We start from the raw sequence: 20009 nt of genomic DNA on the forward strand, positions 1-20009 counted from the left end.
TTCTAATTACTGAAATCCTCATAAAAGTTTGTTAAATACAAAATTTATAAAAAAATGTTTGCAAAATTAAAAGAATATATTAAATTTGCATCCGCTAAGAAGCATTGGCCTATGGTGTAATTGGTAACACACCGGTTTTTGGTACCGACATTCAAGGTTCGAGTCCTTGTAGGCCAACTAAAGCAACTTTTAATCATTTGATTATTAGTTGCTTTTTTGTTTTGACTAAGTTTGTGTGTAGGTAGTTGAGTTGGGTTTTATAAAAAAATAGTTTTAGTTAAATGAAATTTATAATTTTCTGTAAAAATTGTAAATTATTTTAAGTATTACGTGTTGTAAATCATCAGTTTAACTTTTAAAGATATTAGATAATCATAAGTGATGATATTATTTTATATTTAAAAAGGAGACAAAAAAATATAATTTTGTTTAAATCAAGTAATTTAACGATTCAGGAATTGTAATCGTTAATAAGATATTAAAAAAAACGCTGTTACGCAATATGAAATTGCACCAAATATAGAGGTTAAGTTTGTTCAAATTACGGTAAAAGATACTTAATTGTTAAGAATACTTGCAACAAATCAGTATTCAATTTTTTAAGTAATTTGTGCTTGAAAATACAATTAGTACTTTTTGTATTTTACACCCCTAGTATTTACTATACATGTTGTGTATAGCTATATTAGAAAAAGACGTGGTTAAAAGAAAAAAGAGCTTTTAAAAATTAATTGAAAGCTCTTTTTTACTTTTTTTACTCACCAGTGTTATAAACTTAATACGCTGTTTTCAGCACCTGCAAAATCATTCCAAGCAAGGCTATCAGCTTCTACTTCGTTGGTATATGCACCATCAATTAAATATCTGAATTCATAAGAATTTCCAGTTTCTAAATCAACAGTACCTTTAAAAGATCCATTTTTTAATTTTTTAAGTGGTGTAGCCTCTTCATTCCATTCGTTAAAGCTTCCTACTACTGCAACATTTTTAGCTTCTTCAGCAGGTACAGTAAAAGTTACTTTACATACTGGTTTACTTTTTAAAAATTGTTTTTTAATTGCCATAATTATTTGATTAAATTATATTGTAAAAATATAAAGAAGATTGCAATCTTAAACATTATCTTTCATTAACCATAAAGAATTATCAGTTTAATAAAATCTACACGCAAATTATTGATATTTCAAAATAAAAGCAGAACTATATTATAGTTTTGCAAAAAATAATACACATGTTTTTCGCTGATTTTCAGGGTTTTTAGCTCGAAAACGTATTCGCTAATCCTTATTTTTATTGAAAATTCACCCAAAACGTCAAGTTTGATGAACTTTTAAGTTATTTTTGTTTAAAATGATCAATACAATATGGTTACAATTATAGCCGCAATTGCAAAAAATAATGCACTAGGATTAAATAATGATTTGATTTGGCATTTACCAGCAGACTTAAAAAGATTCAAGAAAGTTACTACAGGTCACCACATATTAATGGGTAGAAATACTTTTGAATCTATTGGCAGGGCTTTGCCTAATAGAACTACAATTATTATTACTCGCAATGAAAAATATACTCACCAAGGTTGTTTAATAGCAAATAGTGTAGAGCAGGCTTTAGAAATGGCGCAAAACGATGACAAAATCTTTATTATTGGTGGTGCTCAGATCTATAAATACGTCATCGAAAACAATTTTGCAGATGCTTTAGATATTACTTTAGTACATCACGAATTTGAAGCTGATGTTTTTTTTCCAGAAATTGATGAATCAGTTTGGGAAAGAGTAGAAAGAGAAGATTTTATTGCTGACGGAAAAAATAAATTCGATTATAGTTTTATACGCTATAAAAAAATAGCTAATTAATTCTATTTCTTCTAAATCCTCCACCTAAATTCATATTATATTTTTTTTGGGCGAATAAAAAGTAATTAAATAACTTGTAATTTACTTCGTATCCGTAATCAATATTCGGTTCGTAATCTATTCTATTTTCATAAATAGCATCGTTAAATTTATTTGGGTTTTGAAATCTCTGATTCCAAGTAATAACCCAAGCTTTATTTCTAGCTTCCAAATAGTTTTGATTGTAAAATCCTTCAGGTTGTGCAATGGCATTTAAAAAATAGGTAAAACCAGGGTCAATAATAATAATCTCATATTCTAAACTATCATTAGCAATAACCACAGGCGCTTCCTTTTCTGTGGTTTTTTTATCAAGTATAGATGATGAGCCACAAGCCCAGAAAAAAAGAGTAAAGAGGAATAAGCTAAGTATTCGTGTTAAAAGTTTCATACTATTTAAATGGATTAAATTATTGTTTTTATTTAAAGTTACTCAAATGTATTTGGATGCTATTTCATTAAAAAACGATAATGAGTAAAAACCACTTTTTATTGAGTAAACAAACATTTATATAAAATTGTTCTAAAAATATACTACTTTTTCATGCATTAATACTAATTTTAAGACTTAAATTTTTTTAAATGAAATTCAAAATAGTTACACTATTGTTATTAATGGGCATCATTTCTTGTAGCTCACCAAAAGAAGGTAAAAGAACAGACACAATTTTAAAAGAGCGAGACAGGGCCATTACAAAAGATGCACTTTTAGAAGATCGGTTTAACAACTTATTACCAGCCTTAATGGACAAAGCAGATATTGATCTGTGGCTATTGATTTCTAGAGAATATAATGAAGATCCTATTTTAAAAACTATGTTGCCTGCAACTTGGTTAAATGCCAGAAGAAGAACCATTATTGTTTTTTATAGAGATAAAGAAAAAAACACCTTAGAGCGTTTGGCTGTTGCTAGGTATGATATTGGCAAAAGCATACAATCTGCTTGGGATAAAGAAAAAGAACCTAACCAATGGAAAGCTTTAGCAACAATTATTAAAGAACGAAATCCTCAGAAAATAGGAATAAATACTTCAACTCACTTTGCTTTAGCAGACGGTTTGGTAAAAACAGATTATGATGAATTGGTAGAAAATTTACCTAAAGAATTATCTTCAAAAATAGTATCTGCAGAAAAATTGGGCATTGCTTGGTTAGAAACCAGAACCGAAAAGGAATTAGCATTATTCAGGAAATTAGTAAAAACAACTCATGATATTATTGATGAAACATTTTCAGCAAAAACCATAATTCCAGGCGAAACTTCTACTGAAGATTTGGTTTGGTTTATGCGTCAAAAAGTAACAGATTTAGGTTTAGAAACGTGGTTTCATCCAACTATAGATGTGCAAAGAAATAACGAAGCGTTAAAATCGCACATTGAATCTTTTTCAAAAGGAAAAGACAAAAAAATCATTCAGAAAGGAGATTTATTACATTGCGATTTCGGAATCACTTATATTGGTTTAAATACAGATTGTCAACAACATGCTTATGTTTTAAAAGATGATGAAAAAGAGGTTCCTCAATTTTTACAAGAAGCCTTTAAAAAAGGTAACAGAGTACAAGATATTTTAACAAGTACCATGAAGTCTGGTAAAACAGGAAATGAAATACTATTAGAATCTTTGGCGAAAGGGAAAGCAGAGGGTTTACGTCCATTAATTTATACACATCCTTTAGGAAAATATGGGCATAGTGCAGGGACTACTATTGGTATGTGGGATGCTCAAGGTGGAGTGCCTTTTAATGGCGATTATCCTCTACAAAAAAATACAGCCTATGCTATTGAATTAAATACGACTGTTTATATTAAAGAGTGGAATAAAGACATCAGAATTATGCTAGAAGAAGCTGGTTTTTTTGGTGATGACACTTTTGAATATGTTAACGAAAGACAGATTGCAGTGAAACCTATAAAAATAAATTAACACCGTTGTTTTCCTTTTTAAAAATTCCGAAAAAAGACCTAAAAGAAATACTAATTATTTTTTTTAGAGAAGCTGGTTTGTTTATTGCAGCAGTTTTTTTACTTTTTATTGATGGTGTTTATTTTAATGAACACATTTTTAAATCGCAAACAATGCTCAATGTTCTTATGGGTTTGGCTTTTGTGGCCATGTTGTATCGTGCAAATCCACGAGTAAGAGAATTAATGATTATTGCAGTAATTTTAGGTTTTATTGGCGAGCATTTTTTCTCTAAAGTATTAGGTATGTATACTTACAGATTAGAAAATGTGCCTTTATACGTGCCTTTTGGTCATGGTGTTTTATATGCCAGAATATTCAGATTTAGTAAAGCAAGCTTAGTCAAAAAATATCATCAAGAAATTGAATCTTTTTTAATAGTAATTATGGTAATAGTTTCAACAACTTATCTACTGTTTTTAAATGATGTATTCGGTTTTGTAATGACTATTTTTGTGTTTCTAATTTTATGGAAAAGACCAAAAGATCGCTTGTTTTTCTTTTCAATGTACGTTTTGGTTGTGATTTTAGAAATTGGTGGTACAGCTTTTGGGGCTTGGAAATGGCCAAGTATAGGTTTTGGAGTATTCGAATTTTTACCAAGTAACAATCCGCCAAGTGGTATCAGTTTGTTTTACTTTTTGTTAGATATTGGTTGTTTTGTGGTGTATATTGTTTTACATCAAAAAGCTTGGAAAAGACTGAAAAGTATGAGAAAACAGCAATTAAAATCAACAAGATGAAGCACAGTTGTTTTTGGGTAACTGATAGCAAATTGTATCAAGAATATCACGATTTTGAGTGGGGAGTACCTGTGTACGATGATGCAACTTTATTTGAGTTTTTGGTTTTAGAAACCTTTCAAGCTGGGGTGAGTTGGATTACAATTTTGAATAAACGAGAAAATTTTAGAAAGGCTTTTGACGATTTTGATTATCAAAAAATAGCAAAATATCCAGAAAGTAAGTTTAATGAATTGATGCATAATGCTGGCATTATTAGAAATAAATTAAAAATAAGAAGTGCAATTACCAATGCACAATTGTTTATAGATATTCAAAAAGAATATGGATCGTTTTCAAAATTTATTTGGAGTTATGTTGATGGAAAACCAATTATTCATAAATATCATAAAAGAGAAGATGTACCTGCAACATCATCTATTTCTGATCAACTATCAAAAGATTTAAAAAAAAGAGGATTTAAATTTACAGGATCAACCATCATGTACGCCTATATGCAAGCAGTAGGTATGGTAAACAATCATACAACAGATTGTTTTAGGTACCCAATACCTTCTTCAAAATAAATAAAAAAACAAGTGACTTACCAAGAGGTTATTGAAGAATTGTATGCTTTAGAAAATCAAGAAAAGGTGCTTTTTAAAGCACATAAATTCGGCATTGTTTCTAACAATTCATTGGGGATTTATCATAAAGATTTAAAAGAAATAGCCAAAAAAATTAGTAAAAATAGTCCGTTAGCAATTGAACTTTTTGACAGCGGAATTTATGAGGCTAGAATATTATGCAGTAAAATATTTCATCCAAAACACCTCACCGAAAATTTGATGGAAAAATGGGTAAAGAACTTTGAAAATTGGGAAATCTGTGATAGCTTTTGTATGGCTGTTTTTGCTAAAAGCGATTTTGCATTGACTAAAATTTTAGAATGGTCAGATAAAGAAGAAGAGTTTAAAAAAAGGGCTGCTTTTGCAATTATGGCAGCATATTGTAGGGCAGATAAAACTGCTGAAAATGCCTTGTTTCATCAATTTTTTCCAATTATTGTAAAAGCATCTACAGATCAAAGATTGTATGTAAAAAAAGCAGTGAATTGGGCTTTGCGTAATATTGGAAAAAGAAATAAAGATTTGAGAAACGAAGCAATTAAAGTTGCTAATGATATTTTAAAAATAGACAATAAAGCAGCAATTTGGATAGCAAAAAACGCATTAAAAGAATTGCAAAAAGAAGGTGTAAGAACCTCAGATTATCCAAGAAAAATATATAGAAAAGCATAACATGGCTAGAAAATCTAAAGATCCAGGTTTTGGGTATAACTCAAAAAAAAATGCACAAAGCGTTATTAATGATGATGGATCAAGTAATGTAAACCACATTAATAGAAAACGAAATGTAAACGATTTGTACACTTATTTTATAGACATATCTTGGTGGCAGTTTTTTGTGTTCATCATTTTGGCGTATACGTTGTTAAATATCATTTTTGGTTTACTTTATGTGGCTATTGGAATTGAAGAAATTACAAAACCTCAAGGCACTTTTCTTCAAGATTTTTTAAACGGATTTTTCTTCAGCGCTCAAACCTTAACCACAGTAGGTTATGGTGGAATTACACCAAAAGGCATTACAGCAAATTTTATTGCCGCTTTTGAAGCCATGATTGGTTTGTTGAGTTTTTCTTTTATTACAGGGATGTTGTATGGTCGTTTTTCTAAACCAAAAGCAAATATACGATTTAGTGAAAATTTAATTTTAAGAGATTTTAAAGATGGACAAGCCCTTATGTTTCGCTTAATAAACAGTCGAAAAACAGTAATGATTGAACCTGAAATTACGGTTACACTATCTGTAACTGAAGAGCAAAAAAATAAGGAATTTAAACGAAATTTTTATCAATTAAAACTAGAGCGTAGCAAAATAATGTACTTGCCAACCATTTGGACAATTGTGCACCAAATTGATGAAAATAGCCCTTTGTACAAATATTCTAAAAACGAAATCAAAAATTTAGAAGCCCATTTGTATATTTTAATCAATTATCACGAAGAATCATTCTCACAAAAAGTGTATCAAATCAATTCGTATGATTTTGAAGATTTAATTACAGATGTAAAATATGCATCAGCATCAAATTTTGATGTTGAGGGCTTTACAGTTTTAGATCATGATAAATTAAGCGAAGTAGAAAAGATGTAGTGTTAGTTGCCAAAAATAATTCTAATGGCAACAAAAACCGCAATAATTATACTACCATACAACAATACTTTTTTGCCAGCATTTTTGTAATGTCGGTTATGGCTTTGAATATCTTTTCTGTAACTCCAAACAATTAAAGACCCAAAAGCCAATACAAAAAAGATGATAAAAACAATTCTGCCTGTAGTAAAATATGCATTAAAAATCATTTGAATCATTTTTTATATATTTTTGGTGGTTTCCTTTTTAGAAGCTTTAAATACTAATTAAGTTTCTATATATTTAACACAACAAAATTACGAATAAATCGTAGAATTTTACGATTTCAAAATCATAAAAATGAAAGATAAAATAGCAGCAGTACATGCTTTTCATACCGCATTTCAATTAAATATACAAAATACACCAACCATAGCTATTTCTGAGGATAGAAAAAAATTGCGTTTTGAATTGATGAAAGAAGAAAACGAAGAGTATTTAGAGGCTGCTAAAAATAACGATTTGGTAGAGGTTGCAGATGCTTTAGGAGATATGTTATATATTTTGTGTGGCACTATTATAGAGCATGGTATGCAAGATAAAATAGAAGAAGTATTTCAAGAAATTCAACGTTCTAACATGAGTAAGTTGGGCGAAGATGGAAAACCGATTTATAGAGAAGATGGTAAGGTATTAAAAGGCCCTAACTATTTTAAACCAAATATTAAAGAGATTTTAGAACGCTAGTTTGAGTTTTTGAAGCTTAACTTATTCATTAATATGATGCATTATGAATTTCAAAGCATGAGATTTCGTTTTTTTAGTAGAAAGTCAAATATAGTCAGATTTACAAACAATCAATATAACAAAAATACTTAATAGTAGATTTTTTAGGTGGTTGTTATATTGTTTTTATTCGGAAACGCTATTTTCTTTTTTTAAGATGTTATTCATCAAATTAGTAATTTGGTCAACACCAATTCTTTTAGAAATAATCTTTTTATTTTCATCAAGGATAAAAATTGAAAGATTGGTTAAAAGCCTGTAATCTTGCTTATAATTGGAACGATTATCCCAATCAACAAGATTTTCCCAACGGTCTATGCCATTGTTATCTATGAATTCTAATAATTCTGCTTTATTTAAGTTTTTAGATTTGGTGCAAATTGAAAATAATTCTACACCTTTACTTTTGAATTCATCATAAAACTTTATCATTTGTTGCATTACTTTTGGAATAAAATCTGCATCAGGATTCCACATAAATAAAACGATATATTTAGATGTCGTTTTTAGTAAGCTTTTTGTTTTATTTCGGTTGGTTACAGTTTGTATATTAATTTCTGGTGCGATGCTATTACATAAAATTGGGCGCAGTTCATTTGCATTTAATTGTATTTTGTTCAGTTGTTCTTTTTCAATCCAACTGGCTTTTCCTTGAGCGTAATAATTATCTACCAAATGGACGTAAACTGCATCCATGCAAACTATTTTTGACTTGGCATATTTATTTAATAATTTAGATAAAACAAAATGGTAAATTTTATCATTTCCTTTTGATAAATTTAAAATTCGATCTACTGCAACAGTTATTGAATCGGGATGTTGAACACTTACCTTCGAACTGATATATTGCTCAATTTTTTGATGAAGCATAGGAGATCTCAAGAAACGTTCATCATTAAAATATACATTGTCAAAAAAATGTTCTTTATAATAATAATATGCCTTGTTATTATTATTTCTAATTTTTTCAGGAATATTGATAGGTGAATTTATTTTGATAATCCTTGCTGTAAAGCTCTTGGGATTTTTTGTAATAATATCTTTTTGATAGGCTACAACTTTATCGTTTATTTTTTGAATTTCATTTTCTAATTTGTTGATTTTTATTTTATTAGTTTCCAGTTTTTTGAGTTCCTTAACTTCTTTAGTCATTTTTGAAAGGTTGGCACGTTTTTCTGATAAAAAATTTAGGTATTCAAAAAACTGTCTGTTCTCTGGTGAATTTTGGACTTGCATTGAAGTAATGAGGCTGTTCAAGTTAGTCGTCAATTTAAAATGTTGCTCGCCTTTATTAATTAAAAAATCAAAAGAAGCATCAATTCTAGGAAAATATGCGGTGTACATGCCTGGTGAAAGTTCGCTTTTACCTTTTGATTCAAATTTACCAGGTTGAATAGCTTTCAATGTATCAGAAATATATCTTTTATTACCAAAATAATAAGTTAAAATCATTTCTTTATCAGAATAATTTTCAAGCTCAAATTCAATATGATGCGTCTCTTGAGTGTAAGTTGAGTTGTGAAATAGAATAATTGATGATATAATTATTAATGTGAGATGTTTTTTCATTGAAACTATGATTTTATTACCTGGGAAAAATTAATGGAATATTTCTTGAATGATTTAAATCAGAATTTAACAAATTTATAATTTTTAAGTTTAGAAACAAACCAAACTATTTTTTAAAACTTTGATATTTAATCTTGTATCCAAGATTTTATTTGCTGGTACACTTCAGGATTGTTTAATAAATCCAAATGGCTGTTTTCATAAGCAATCCAGGTGTTTTCTACTTTAAAGTTTAGGTTTTTGTTTGTAATTTTATGCTTGCCCAAAGCACTAGGTAAACTTACCAAACCATCCCCAATAATGTTTTTAGATGTTGATTTTTGAGTATCACTTAAAATGGCAGCTATCGAAAAACAATCTACACTTTCTGGTAATGGAATGTTTTGTCTTTGGTCTTTTTCTAATTCAAATCTGTTTTTTGTTTGCCAATCTTCGTTAATCAAATTGCCAAATCGTAAATCAGTTACACCTGCACTTCTTATTTTTGCTAAAGGTGCAAAAGGTTTTGTGTAGGGTATGTTTTCTAAAACCGCATCTAAATAATTGCCTACTTTTTCTAAAGGTGCTCCATGATGAGGTGTTCCCAAAAAAATCATTTTTTTCAGATAGTTTGTCCAGTTTTTTTGTTTTCCATAATATGCTGCACTTCTGGCTACCAAACCACCCATACTATGAGCTAAAAAAGTAATTTCTTGCACAACTACTGGCCAATTGGCACATAATTGATCTAGTAAATTACTAAATTGTTGTCCGTTTTTAGAAATATGTAAACCACTATTATAATTCAGATACACTAGTGTTTTGTTGAATTCCTTTGCCAATTCAACTCCATGATTGTGCTCTTCTCTGGTCCATAAACCATCATTCATGCAAGAGCCATGTATTAATACAAGTAGTTTTCCATTTGCATTTGGAATCAATTCTCGAATACTTTCGCTATTCAAAATAATTGGTTTTGAGTCGTATTTGAATTCCATTTCTATGGCCAAAGGATTCTGTTTTTCAACTAAATAATCTCCCACAATCCCATTTAAAACCGACTTTAAAACTTGTTGCTTTTTGGTTGATTTCATGTTTCCAATAAAAGGTGCAAGTTTCTGAAGCACTATTTGTAAACTTTTACCAATAAATAAGGAACTCCATCTGATATTTTGATAAGTAATTGCAGCAATATTGGTAATTAAATGTTGAATTGGTGTTGATGGTAAAAAAGGTGGATGAACTACCCTTTTATGCATAGTTTCTACTACATCTGTAACACCAATGGTGCTGTCTACCACAAGTTGCGTTATGCCTTGTAAAGCAGTGTTTGTATTTTCTTTATCCATCATAAAACTTTTAAAAACTTACTTTCTCACTGCATAAATTTTATTGGTGATTTTCCAAGAGCCATTTATTTTTCTAAGGATAAAATATCGATATAAGTAATTTGATCTACTTTCATGCTAATTTTTGCACTCGCAATAATATCATCAACAATATCAACATTTAATATGGTTAAGGCACAGTTTTTTAAGGTTTCTTTGGGTAATTTTTTTCGATTTCCCCATTTAGGGACAACCTCTTTAAAGTATCTATTTTTATAGCCAATAACTTTATCATCTTTTAATATTGGCACTTTCATTGTTCCATTTTCGGTATCAAAAGCGTTGTTTAATTTATCAATATCTCTATCAATATAACCATCATAATAATTCTGTATTGTGGTTTCAATTTGTTGTTGTGTGCTTTTTTTATTTTGACCAACTAACGACAATGTGGTAACTATCATCAAGTTATGCGCAATAAGGCAAACGCTATCCTCCACCGATTAAGTTCGGAAGTTCTTTTGTCATTTCAATTAATGGGTCAGATATTGACGAGGAAATTACACCGGCTGCTACCATTTCGGAAGTCTTTCCTAGTAGAAGTTGCTTCCAATTTTTCTTACCTAGAATAAACCACTTTTTTAACTCTTCTAGTTCATTGAAAATCAACTCTTGCCCGTCCTTTACATCTTTTAAATCTGCAATTATTTGATCTATTTTCTGTTCAAAAGAGTATTTCTCTTCAGATGTGAAAGTGTCTGAATTTGTATTTATCCCAAGTCCTCGCAGCTCTTTGCTTAGTATATATTCGACTTCTTCATGTGATGCGTTAGTCTGACAACCTTCAGGATTAGTGCAAACTTTTAGGTGTTCCGAATATGCTTTCTGATTTGCCTCCAGTATTTGACTAATCACTTGTATTTGATCTGATCTTTCGTCCACTACGTACAACAGATCTTTTGTTTTATCCAAAACCCGACCCGCACCTCTTGTGCCTCTTGACAAATAGCGACTTATAATTTCGTCAATTTTTCTTTGTACAAATTTGTTTGGTGCTGCTGATGTCATAGGGCAATATGATTTATTGGACTTACCCTTTAAAGATGAGAATTTTCAATCAAACAGAGTGACACGAATTTTGCACACTTCTTACAAACATTCTTGGATATTAGTCCTGAATAAAATGAAAAGATGCGCATAACAGCACCTAAAAAGCATACGGAACTTACGCTTCGAAAATTCAACCTCGGTTAAAAAATCATTCGTAACTTTAAAATAAAACTGGTGGTTAAAGAGCCGTACGACTTTCTAGCTGCAAACCGATAACTCCTATTTTTCTTAACATATTTGATATCATTAAAGTTCATAATTTTTACCTTCACTAGCAAAACGAAATCCTAATTGTTCAATTTCCTTACGTTCCCTACTATTTTCTTGAAGTGCAGGATTTGTATGGTTAAAATGAATAAAAACAACTTTATTTTTTGTGGCTAAAGATTCATTTTTAAATAAAGCAATGGTTTCTTGTATAAATGGATGAGGAACTTCTGTCATCGCTCTTTTTACTTCATCCTGATTTAAAAACGTGGCATCTAAGAAAGCATAATCTACTTTTTTAACTTCTTTAATAATGTCCTTTTTCCATTTTCCCCATTTGTCAATATCAGGAATAAATAGTGCAGATTTTTTTGATCCTTCAATTTTATAGCCCACAGTTTCTGAAAATTCATCTCTGTGTGGCACCAAAAAAGGAGTTACTTTTAAGGTGTTATTTAAAATTATTGTAGAATCTTTTTGCAAGCTTTTTAGCTTAATGTTTTCCAAAGAAATCAATTGACTCCAAGGTCCATTATTTACCAAAAATTGCTTCATTTTTGGCATGGCAAAAACAGGAATGTTCTTTTTTCCATAAGCTTCTCTTCCAAAATACATTAAACCTGTATAATGCCCAATATGCGCGTGTGTTAAAAAAACGCCATTGATAATTGAATTTGTTTTTAAATGGTTGTTCTCAATTGTAGCCAATTGCGTATGCAGATCTGGTGTAGCTTCAAATAACCACTTTTGTTGCTTTTGTAAATCAATTAAGCCTAAAGCAACTACGCTTTTTCTTTTTGAAATACCATTGTAAACATTGGTACAACATTGTTTTTGGCATCCAATGTGTGGGTAACCTCCATCTTGAGCAGTTCCTAAAATAGTGATGTATTGTGACGACTTTTTTGCAGGATTTTCTTCTGTTGTATTGATTTTATCACAAGAAATAAAAAAGAGAAAAACAAAAAGAGAAAAAAGATATTTCATCATATAGGGTTATTCGATTATTGCTAAAGTTTTTGATCGGTTTTTGCTATTTCATCTCTATTTTTTCGTGTCCGAGGTTTTTTGGCTTACCTATTTTGGTTAAAATCAAAACGTATTTTGCAAAATGCGCAACTGTTTCTTGTTTCTAGCCAATTGCACTATCATCGTTTGTCAATATTTACATTATGTAACGTTTTACTTTTTAAAGGTACTAAATTTAAAACAACAAAAAAGCATCAAAAAAAATTGATGCTTTTTAAAAATTGAGGTTTTTTACAAATTAAACAAAAACACGCCATCCATAAGGATCTTCGGATTTGTTTGTTTGAATATCAGTGATTAGTTTTTTTAATTGCGATGCATAAGGATGATCTAAAACAGGCAAATCAAAATCATTATCTTGATAGCCAAAACCAGAAATTGGTGATATTACAGCAGCAGTTCCTGCTCCAAACATTTCTTTTAAACTACCATTTTTAGCAGCTTCTACAACTTCACCAACAGAAATTTTTCTTACTTCAGTTTCTATGCCATGGTCTTCTGCAATTTGTAAAATACTTTTACGTGTAATTCCGTCTAAAATACGGTCACTTGTTGGGCTTGTAATTAACGTATCATTAATTCTGATAAAAATATTCATAGCACCAGCTTCTTCAATAAATTGGTGCGAATTGTCATCTGTCCAAATTACTTGATTGTATCCCTTATCAATAGCCAATTGTGTTGGGTAAAATTGAGCAGCATAATTACCACCTGCTTTTGCAAAACCAACACCACCATTTGCAGCACGTGCGTATTTTTCTTCAATCAAAACTTTTACCTTTCCAGCAAAATAAGCACCAGAAGGCGCAGTACAAATTACAAATTTATAAGCATCTGCAGGAGATGCATGAAAACCATTTCCAGAAGCAAACATAAAAGGTCTTATGTATAAAGAACTTCCATCATTTGTAGGAATCCAATCACTATCAACTTGCAATAAGGTTTTCAATCCATCCATAAAAATATCTTCAGGAATTTCTGGAATTACCAAACGAGCAGCAGATTTATTTAAACGTTTACAATTGTCTAAAGGTCTAAAAAGCATGATGTTTTGATCAGCATCTTTATAGGCTTTCATTCCCTCAAAAATAGATTGACCATAGTGAAAAATCTTAGCAGAAGGATCTAAAGAAATAGGTGCAAAAGGTTCAATTTTTGGTTCTTGCCACTTGCCATTTACAAAATCGCAAGTTAACATGTGATCTGAATATACACTACCAAAAGGTAAATTGTTAAAATCAACTGAAGTTATCTTCGAGTCTTTAACACGTTCAATAGCTATGCTTGTTGTCATTTTTAATGAGTTTATAGCTACAAATGTACATAATTTATTTATTCAATATGTAACCAAAATCGCTGTTTTCTTGTTAATTTTGTTACATTTGTAAAGATTTCGTTTAAAATTATGAATATGAAAAATATAGTAAAATTTTGTGCTGTTGCACTTTTAATATTTGCAGCCTGTAAAAAAGAGAAAGTAGATAAAACTACGGACAAAGATGTAAATAAAATTGCTTCGAATTACGATTCTTTTGGTGATATAATAACTGCAGATAAAACAATGTCTTCTGATGAAATGCTAGAGAAATTCAACACTATGCAAGTGGGGGATACCCTAAATGTAAAATTTGCCTCTAAGATTAATGAAGTGTGTTCTAAAAAAGGATGTTGGATGAAATTACCTGTTGGTGAAGAAGAAACCATGGTTCGTTTTAAAGATTATGGCTTTTTTATGCCTTTAAATTCTAAAGATAGAGAAGTAATTGTAGAAGGTAAAGCCTTTGTACAAATAACGCCTGTAGAAGAATTGAAACATTATGCAGAAGATGCAGGTAAAAGCGCAGAAGAAATTGCAAAAATTACAGCACCAAAAAAGGAATTTGCTTTTGAAGCCAATGGTGTTTTGATGAAAAAATAATGAAACAGGTATTTTTTATTTTAGCATTCATCACCCTTTTTAGTTGTAATACAAAAAAAGAACCTAAAGAGGTAGAACAAACAACTAATGAACTTTATAAGCAGTCAGAAATGGCTGCTTTAATGCTTCAAATGTATGCTGTAAACTTAGAAAATAAGAGATTAATTTTAGAGGGTGCACCTACTGAAAAACTCACTAATTTTACTGAACAATTTAAAAAAATACACGTTGCTAAATTAACAGATGCTAGTGATAGAAACGCCTCTTTTAATGCGCTTTCTGAGTATTATTTAGATACTTATCAGCAACTTTTTACAGTTGAAAAAGACGCTTTATCAAAAGCACATAATAACACCATAAACTCTTGCATTGCCTGCCATAAAACCACTTGTATTGGGCCAATTCCGAAAATTAAAAAACTGTTAATTCAATAATTTGAAAAGAGAAATCTTGATTACTTCTGATGGTTCTACTACCATACACTTACCAGATTGGAATGAACAATATCATTCTAAACATGGTGCAATTCAAGAAGCTTATCATGTTTTTATTAGAGCAGGATTAGATAAAGTTCAGCAAGAAATTACAACTATAGCTCAACCAAATTTATCAATTTTAGAAATAGGTTTTGGTACAGGGTTAAATGCTTTTATTACTTTTTTAGAAGCGCAAAAAAATAAGCATATTTTAAACTATATTGGTGTAGAAGCCTATCCTGTAAATGCAGAAGAAATTCAAAAACTGAATTATGTAGCTGAGTTACATGCAACTAATTTTCAATCTATTTTTGATGCTATGCACCAAGTTTCTTGGGATGAAAAACATCAAATTTCAGATACTTTTTCTCTGTTAAAAAGAAAGCAATTTTTTGAAGATATAGAAGATACAAATACGTTCGATTTAATTTATTTTGATGCTTTTGGGGCAACCAATCAACCAGAATTATGGACGGAAGCAATTTTTTTAAAAATGTATGAAGCCTTAAAAGGCGAAGGTGTTTTGGTTACGTACTCAGCAAAAGGAAGTGTTAGAAGAGCCATGCAGGCTGTGGGTTTTGTTGTAGAACGATTGCCTGGGCCACCTGGAAAAAGAGAAATGTTAAGAGCCATAAAAAAAGAGTAATCATTCGTATTTTTTGGTGCTAGAACTTGGTAAAGTTGTGTATTTTTACCAATAACTGATTAGCGATAGCGTTTTATAGACTATGTAAACTAAAACGAGTCAGTTCCACTAAAAATAGTACATTTTTTATCAGTTAAGATCATAGAAATTAGGATTCAAAATATGGAGTTTAAGAGAAAATTTGGAAAACAGAAGAAATCGAAACCAGCTAAAGGATTGTTTTTAGTACTGTTGTTAGCATTGGTATTGTTTATTTGGTATAATGCAGAATCGCTTTTAAAATCTTTATTTTAGTTTCTTGGCAATAGAAAAAATTATTTTAGGTATCGATCCAGGAACAACTATTATGGGTTTTGGTCTCATAAAAGTAGTGGGTAAAAAAATGGAGTTCATTCAAATGAATGAATTAATGCTTAAAAAATATGACGATCATTATTTAAAGCTAAAACTTATTTTTGAACGAACCATTGAATTGATTGATACGTATCATCCAGATGAAATTGCAATCGAAGCTCCTTTTTTTGGTAAAAATGTACAATCGATGTTAAAATTAGGAAGAGCACAAGGCGTGGCAATGGCTGCAGGATTATCTAGAGAAATACCGATTACAGAATATTTGCCTAAGAAAATTAAAATGGCAATTACAGGTAATGGAAGTGCAAGTAAAGAACAAGTGGCTTTGATGTTAAAATCGCTTTTAAATTTAAAAACTTTACCTAAAAATTTGGATGCTACAGATGGCTTAGCAGCAGCAGTTTGTCATTATTATAATTCAGGAAAAGTAGTTGGTGGAAAGCATTATACTGGTTGGGCGAGTTTTGTGAAACAAAATAGCCCCCAAACCCCCAAAGGGGGCTCAAAAAATGTTCTAGTAGTAAATTTGAAAAAAAGGAAACAATAGTGAAAGAAAATATTGTTTTCAAGAGTGAGAATTCCTCCCCTTTGGGGAGGTTAGGAGGGGCTCTATACATACACATCCCCTTTTGTAAACAAGCTTGTTATTATTGCGATTTCCATTTTTCTACATCACTCAAAAAGAAAGAAGAGTTAATTGTTTGTTTAATTAAAGAGATTGAAATTAGAAAAGAAGAGCTGAATCAATCAAAAATAGAAACCATTTATTTTGGTGGTGGAACTCCGAGTTTGTTATCCACTAAAGAAATAGAAAAGTTGGTAAATGCTGTTTATCAAAATCATACTGTTGTAGAACATCCAGAAATTACGTTAGAAGCAAATCCAGATGATTTATCCGAAGAAAAAATAATTGAGCTTTCAAAATCACCAATAAACAGATTGAGTATTGGTGTGCAATCGTTTTTTGAACACGATTTAAAGTTGATGAATAGGGCACACAATGCATCAGAAGCTAAAAAGTGTTTAACGTTAGCAACGCAATATTTTAAAAATATTTCTGTGGATTTAATTTACGGAATTCCAGATTGTACTAATGAGCAATGGATGACAAATATTGCAACTGCTTTAAGTTTCGGAATTCCTCATATTTCGAGTTATGCTTTAACAGTTGAGCCAAAAACTGCGTTGGCAAATTTTATACAAAAAGGAATTATTAAAAATGTTGACGACGAAAAAGCCCAAGAGCAATTTCATATTTTAATTGATGAATTAGAAAAAGCCAATTTTGTACATTATGAAACGTCTAATTTTGGTAAAGAAGGTTTTTTTAGCAAAAATAATTCTGCATATTGGTTGGGCAAACCGTATTTAGGTATTGGTCCTTCTGCCCATTCTTTTAGTGGAAATCAACGAAGTTGGAATGTTAGAAATAACGCAAAATATATAAAAGCAATTCAGCAAAATCAACTGCCCATAGAAAGAGAAACCTTATCGAAAACAGACAGGTATAATGAGTATATTATGACAGGTTTACGTACTATTTGGGGCGTATCTTTAGAGAAAATTACAACTGATTTCGGAACAAAATATGGCGAGTATTTAGAAAATCAATCAAAAAAATATATTCAAGAGGATTTATTGTATATTGATAACCAAATTTTAAAAACTACAAAAAAAGGTAAATTTTTGTCTGATGGAATTGCATCAGATTTGTTTATGCTGAATTTAGCATAAACAATATTTAATAAAACAACGAAAAGATACTGAAACAAGTTCAGCATAAATGAAAGCAACAGTAGAATATAATTCAAGAAAAATAGAGGTAGATATCTCTAATCCTATAGATATTTCAATTCCTATTGATACATCAAAAGAAAATATTAATGCATGGTATATAGATGATCCAAAAATTTCTGCAGAAACACACGAAGGCTATGAAATAAGCGTAGCAAACGGAGCTGTGGTAAATTTTAACAACATTCATTTTAATCCACACTCTCATATTACACATACAGAATGTGTAGGGCATATTACTAAAGAAGTACATTCTGTAAATAAAAATTTAAAGTACTTTATTTTTTTAGCAGAGGTAGTTACTATTGCACCTTTGTTTCATAATGGCGATTTTTTGATTGGTGTAAAACAATTAAAAACTGCTTTAAGAAATAAAAAACGTGATGCTATTGTAATACGTACTTTACCTAATTTAGAGGATAAAAAAAGCATGAATTATTCTAACACAAACCCTACCTATTTATCTGAAAAAGCAGCGATTTATTTAAGAGAAAAAGGAATCAAACATTTGTTAATTGATTTGCCTTCTGTAGATAAAGAAAAAGATGGAGGTAGGCTTTTATCTCATAATGCCTTTTGGAATACTGAAGGTAAAATTAGAATGGATGCTACAATAACAGAGTTTATTTACGTGCCTAATGAAGTAGAAGATGGCGAGTATTTGTTAAACTTAATGATTGCACCTTTTGAGAATGATGCCACACCAAGTAAACCTGTTTTGTATAAAATTATAAATTAGAGCAGTTTTTAGGGATGTGCTAAATCAATTTTGAAAAATGAAGCTATTGAGAAAATTTGGCAGATTGGTAGCCTTCTCTATCTTATCGTTAGTGGCGTATTGTTTTATTCATAATTCCGAAAAAATAAATACAGGGCTACAAATGATTTTAGAAAGTAGTTCTTATAGAGCTATAGGTATTTACATTCTGCTGGTTATTTTAAAATATTTTCTACTATTATTTGGTGTTCTTGGGTTGTTGATGTTTGGTTATCGTGTTATAAAAAAATATTACTTACCCAAAACGATGTTTTAAAACCACTTCTTTCGTTTAAAATACCAAACAGCACCAATAGTTATCAGTACCATAATTCCTAATAAAATAAAATAACCATATTTCCAATTAAGTTCTGGGATGTTGTTAAAATTCATTCCATAAATGCCAGCTAAAAAAGTTAAAGGAATAAATATTACAGACAGAATTGTTAAGGTTTTCATCACTTCATTCAAACGATGTCCTTGAATACTAAATATTAAATTGATTTTACTTTCGAGTTCTTGTAACTCAAAATCTATATTAGAAATTAAATTGTTGGTTTGCTCTTTTAATTCACTAAAATATTTGGTGTCAAAATCTTTAATTTCTATTTTTTGTAATTTAATAATGGTGTCTTTTAAACTTAACGTTGCTTTTTTAAAATTAAATAATTCTCGTTTTCTTGTTTCAACTGCAGCAGTAAACTCCGGAGTTGGTTTTATGTGGGTAGCGTCTAATTTATCGGCATTTAATGCGGCATTTTTAGAGTAGGCCTCTTCATAATTATCAACAATAGATTCTAAGATGAGAAACAGTAAATAATCGGCTTTTTTTCTTCTTACAATTCCTTTATTATTTTCTAAACGTTCACGAATCCAATTAAAATAATCGCCATCTTGCTCTTGAATACTCCATAAAAATCCCGAAGAAATAATAAAAAACATCTGCTCAGAATCTAAATCGTTACTTTCTGTTTTTAGTATTCGTGTACTAATAAAAACCAAATCATTTAGTAAAATTACTTTGTTAGAATGCTCTTCATCCATAAATAATTTAATCAGAAAATCGTCTAGTTTATTATTGAAAATAATCTTTCTAAAAATTTCTCTAAAATTTATTCCATACGTATTTAGCCACTCTGTAGAAGGTGTTGTGTTGGTTAAAACCACATCAGAAATAGACGTATAACACGATCTTTCAAATTCGGTTTTAGAATAACTAATTAATGAAGTCTGTTTTAGAAATTCATTTTCCATAGTAAAATTAATTGT

The 20009-nt window shown here is 30.0% G+C and carries 24 protein-coding genes and 1 tRNA gene; 15 read left to right on the forward strand and 10 right to left on the reverse strand.

Annotated features, from left to right (window positions below; all coding sequences use genetic code 11):
• Positions 1 to 105: 105 nt before the first annotated feature.
• Positions 106 to 177 (forward strand) — tRNA-Gln (locus SJY27_RS13230).
• A gap of 590 nt (positions 178 to 767) precedes the next feature.
• On the opposite strand, the gene SJY27_RS13235 is transcribed toward SJY27_RS13230, so the two are convergent.
• Positions 768 to 1064 (reverse strand): isoamylase early set domain-containing protein, encoded by a 297-nt coding sequence (locus SJY27_RS13235; protein WP_397445339.1) that lies wholly within the window; start codon positions 1062 to 1064, stop codon positions 768 to 770.
• A 300-nt stretch (positions 1065 to 1364) separates the two neighbouring features.
• On the opposite strand from SJY27_RS13235, the gene SJY27_RS13240 reads away from it, so the two are divergent.
• Complete coding sequence (locus SJY27_RS13240) at positions 1365 to 1859, forward strand: dihydrofolate reductase (protein WP_397445341.1); 495 nt, start codon at positions 1365 to 1367, stop codon at positions 1857 to 1859.
• Here the strand turns inward: SJY27_RS13240 and SJY27_RS13245 are convergent.
• Complete coding sequence (locus SJY27_RS13245; protein ID WP_397445342.1) at positions 1852 to 2289, reverse strand: DUF6146 family protein; 438 nt, start codon at positions 2287 to 2289, stop codon at positions 1852 to 1854. The two genes, SJY27_RS13240 and SJY27_RS13245, sit on opposite strands and share 8 nt — an antisense overlap.
• A 224-nt stretch (positions 2290 to 2513) precedes the next feature.
• Between SJY27_RS13245 and SJY27_RS13250 the strand changes: the two genes are divergently transcribed.
• From SJY27_RS13250 to SJY27_RS13270, 5 genes are read left to right on the forward strand one after another with little or no spacing between them, the layout of a single operon-like run.
• Complete coding sequence (locus SJY27_RS13250; RefSeq protein WP_397447923.1) at positions 2514 to 3827, forward strand: M24 family metallopeptidase; 1314 nt, start codon at positions 2514 to 2516, stop codon at positions 3825 to 3827.
• Between the two features lie 5 nt (positions 3828 to 3832).
• Entirely contained in the window at positions 3833 to 4609 is a 777-nt protein-coding gene (locus tag SJY27_RS13255) for a hypothetical protein (protein ID WP_397445343.1), read from the forward strand.
• Positions 4606 to 5175: a DNA-3-methyladenine glycosylase I gene (locus tag SJY27_RS13260; RefSeq protein ID WP_397445344.1), complete on the forward strand. Its 570-nt coding sequence runs from the start codon at positions 4606 to 4608 to the stop codon at positions 5173 to 5175. The genes SJY27_RS13255 and SJY27_RS13260 overlap by 4 nt, the downstream gene beginning before the upstream one ends.
• A 12-nt stretch (positions 5176 to 5187) precedes the next feature.
• Complete coding sequence (locus tag SJY27_RS13265; protein WP_397445345.1) at positions 5188 to 5889, forward strand: DNA alkylation repair protein; 702 nt, start codon at positions 5188 to 5190, stop codon at positions 5887 to 5889.
• Between the two features lies 1 nt (position 5890).
• Positions 5891 to 6808: an ion channel gene (locus tag SJY27_RS13270; RefSeq protein WP_397445346.1), complete on the forward strand. Its 918-nt coding sequence runs from the start codon at positions 5891 to 5893 to the stop codon at positions 6806 to 6808.
• 2 nt (positions 6809 to 6810) lie between these two features.
• Here SJY27_RS13270 and SJY27_RS13275 read toward each other — a convergent pair whose 3' ends face one another.
• The gene (locus SJY27_RS13275) at positions 6811 to 7026 is read right to left on the reverse strand and encodes a hypothetical protein (protein WP_397445347.1); all 216 of its coding nucleotides are present in this window, start codon (positions 7024 to 7026) and stop codon (positions 6811 to 6813) included.
• Positions 7027 to 7147: 121 nt separating this feature from the next.
• On the opposite strand from SJY27_RS13275, the gene SJY27_RS13280 reads away from it, so the two are divergent.
• Complete coding sequence (locus SJY27_RS13280; RefSeq protein WP_397445348.1) at positions 7148 to 7534, forward strand: hypothetical protein; 387 nt, start codon at positions 7148 to 7150, stop codon at positions 7532 to 7534.
• A gap of 165 nt (positions 7535 to 7699) precedes the next feature.
• Here SJY27_RS13280 and SJY27_RS13285 read toward each other — a convergent pair whose 3' ends face one another.
• From SJY27_RS13285 to SJY27_RS13310, 6 genes are all read right to left on the reverse strand, one after another.
• Entirely contained in the window at positions 7700 to 9142 is a 1443-nt protein-coding gene (locus SJY27_RS13285) for a DUF5106 domain-containing protein (protein WP_397445349.1), read from the reverse strand.
• A 128-nt stretch (positions 9143 to 9270) separates the two neighbouring features.
• The gene (locus SJY27_RS13290) at positions 9271 to 10470 is read right to left on the reverse strand and encodes a lipase family alpha/beta hydrolase (protein WP_397445350.1); all 1200 of its coding nucleotides are present in this window, start codon (positions 10468 to 10470) and stop codon (positions 9271 to 9273) included.
• Positions 10471 to 10535: 65 nt separating this feature from the next.
• Positions 10536 to 10913, reverse strand: a complete 378-nt coding sequence (locus tag SJY27_RS13295; protein WP_397445351.1) for a nuclear transport factor 2 family protein — start codon at positions 10911 to 10913, stop codon at positions 10536 to 10538.
• Positions 10914 to 10938: 25 nt separating this feature from the next.
• Positions 10939 to 11517: a hypothetical protein gene (locus tag SJY27_RS13300; protein WP_397445352.1), complete on the reverse strand. Its 579-nt coding sequence runs from the start codon at positions 11515 to 11517 to the stop codon at positions 10939 to 10941.
• 288 nt (positions 11518 to 11805) lie between these two features.
• Entirely contained in the window at positions 11806 to 12756 is a 951-nt protein-coding gene (locus SJY27_RS13305; protein WP_397445353.1) for an MBL fold metallo-hydrolase, read from the reverse strand.
• A gap of 277 nt (positions 12757 to 13033) precedes the next feature.
• A complete protein-coding gene (locus SJY27_RS13310; RefSeq protein WP_397445354.1) occupies positions 13034 to 14089 on the reverse strand; it encodes a branched-chain amino acid aminotransferase in 1056 nt (351 codons plus the stop codon).
• Between the two features lie 117 nt (positions 14090 to 14206).
• Here SJY27_RS13310 and SJY27_RS13315 point away from each other — a divergent pair, with 117 nt between their 5' ends.
• From SJY27_RS13315 to SJY27_RS13345, 7 genes are all read left to right on the forward strand, one after another.
• A complete protein-coding gene (locus SJY27_RS13315) occupies positions 14207 to 14713 on the forward strand; it encodes a DUF4920 domain-containing protein (protein WP_397445355.1) in 507 nt (168 codons plus the stop codon).
• Entirely contained in the window at positions 14713 to 15147 is a 435-nt protein-coding gene (locus SJY27_RS13320; protein WP_397445356.1) for a hypothetical protein, read from the forward strand. Before SJY27_RS13315 ends, SJY27_RS13320 begins: the two co-directional genes overlap by 1 nt.
• Before the next feature lies 1 nt (position 15148).
• Positions 15149 to 15835 (forward strand): tRNA (5-methylaminomethyl-2-thiouridine)(34)-methyltransferase MnmD, encoded by a 687-nt coding sequence (mnmD, locus tag SJY27_RS13325; RefSeq protein WP_397445357.1) that lies wholly within the window; start codon positions 15149 to 15151, stop codon positions 15833 to 15835.
• 298 nt (positions 15836 to 16133) lie between these two features.
• Entirely contained in the window at positions 16134 to 16736 is a 603-nt protein-coding gene (gene ruvC / locus SJY27_RS13330) for a crossover junction endodeoxyribonuclease RuvC (RefSeq protein ID WP_397445358.1), read from the forward strand.
• Between the two features lie 68 nt (positions 16737 to 16804).
• A complete protein-coding gene (hemW, locus tag SJY27_RS13335) occupies positions 16805 to 17923 on the forward strand; it encodes a radical SAM family heme chaperone HemW (RefSeq protein ID WP_397447924.1) in 1119 nt (372 codons plus the stop codon).
• A gap of 49 nt (positions 17924 to 17972) precedes the next feature.
• The gene (locus SJY27_RS13340) at positions 17973 to 18722 is read left to right on the forward strand and encodes a cyclase family protein (RefSeq protein ID WP_397445359.1); all 750 of its coding nucleotides are present in this window, start codon (positions 17973 to 17975) and stop codon (positions 18720 to 18722) included.
• A gap of 37 nt (positions 18723 to 18759) precedes the next feature.
• Positions 18760 to 19017, forward strand: coding sequence for a hypothetical protein (locus SJY27_RS13345; RefSeq protein WP_397445360.1), 258 nt, complete (start codon positions 18760 to 18762; stop codon positions 19015 to 19017).
• Here the strand turns inward: SJY27_RS13345 and SJY27_RS13350 are convergent.
• The gene (locus SJY27_RS13350) at positions 19014 to 19994 is read right to left on the reverse strand and encodes a magnesium and cobalt transport protein CorA (protein ID WP_397445361.1); all 981 of its coding nucleotides are present in this window, start codon (positions 19992 to 19994) and stop codon (positions 19014 to 19016) included. The two genes, SJY27_RS13345 and SJY27_RS13350, sit on opposite strands and share 4 nt — an antisense overlap.
• Between the last annotated feature and the right edge of the window lie 15 nt (positions 19995 to 20009).

This window comes from Polaribacter sp. R77954 (assembly GCF_044595335.1).
GTDB lineage: Bacteria > Bacteroidota > Bacteroidia > Flavobacteriales > Flavobacteriaceae > Polaribacter.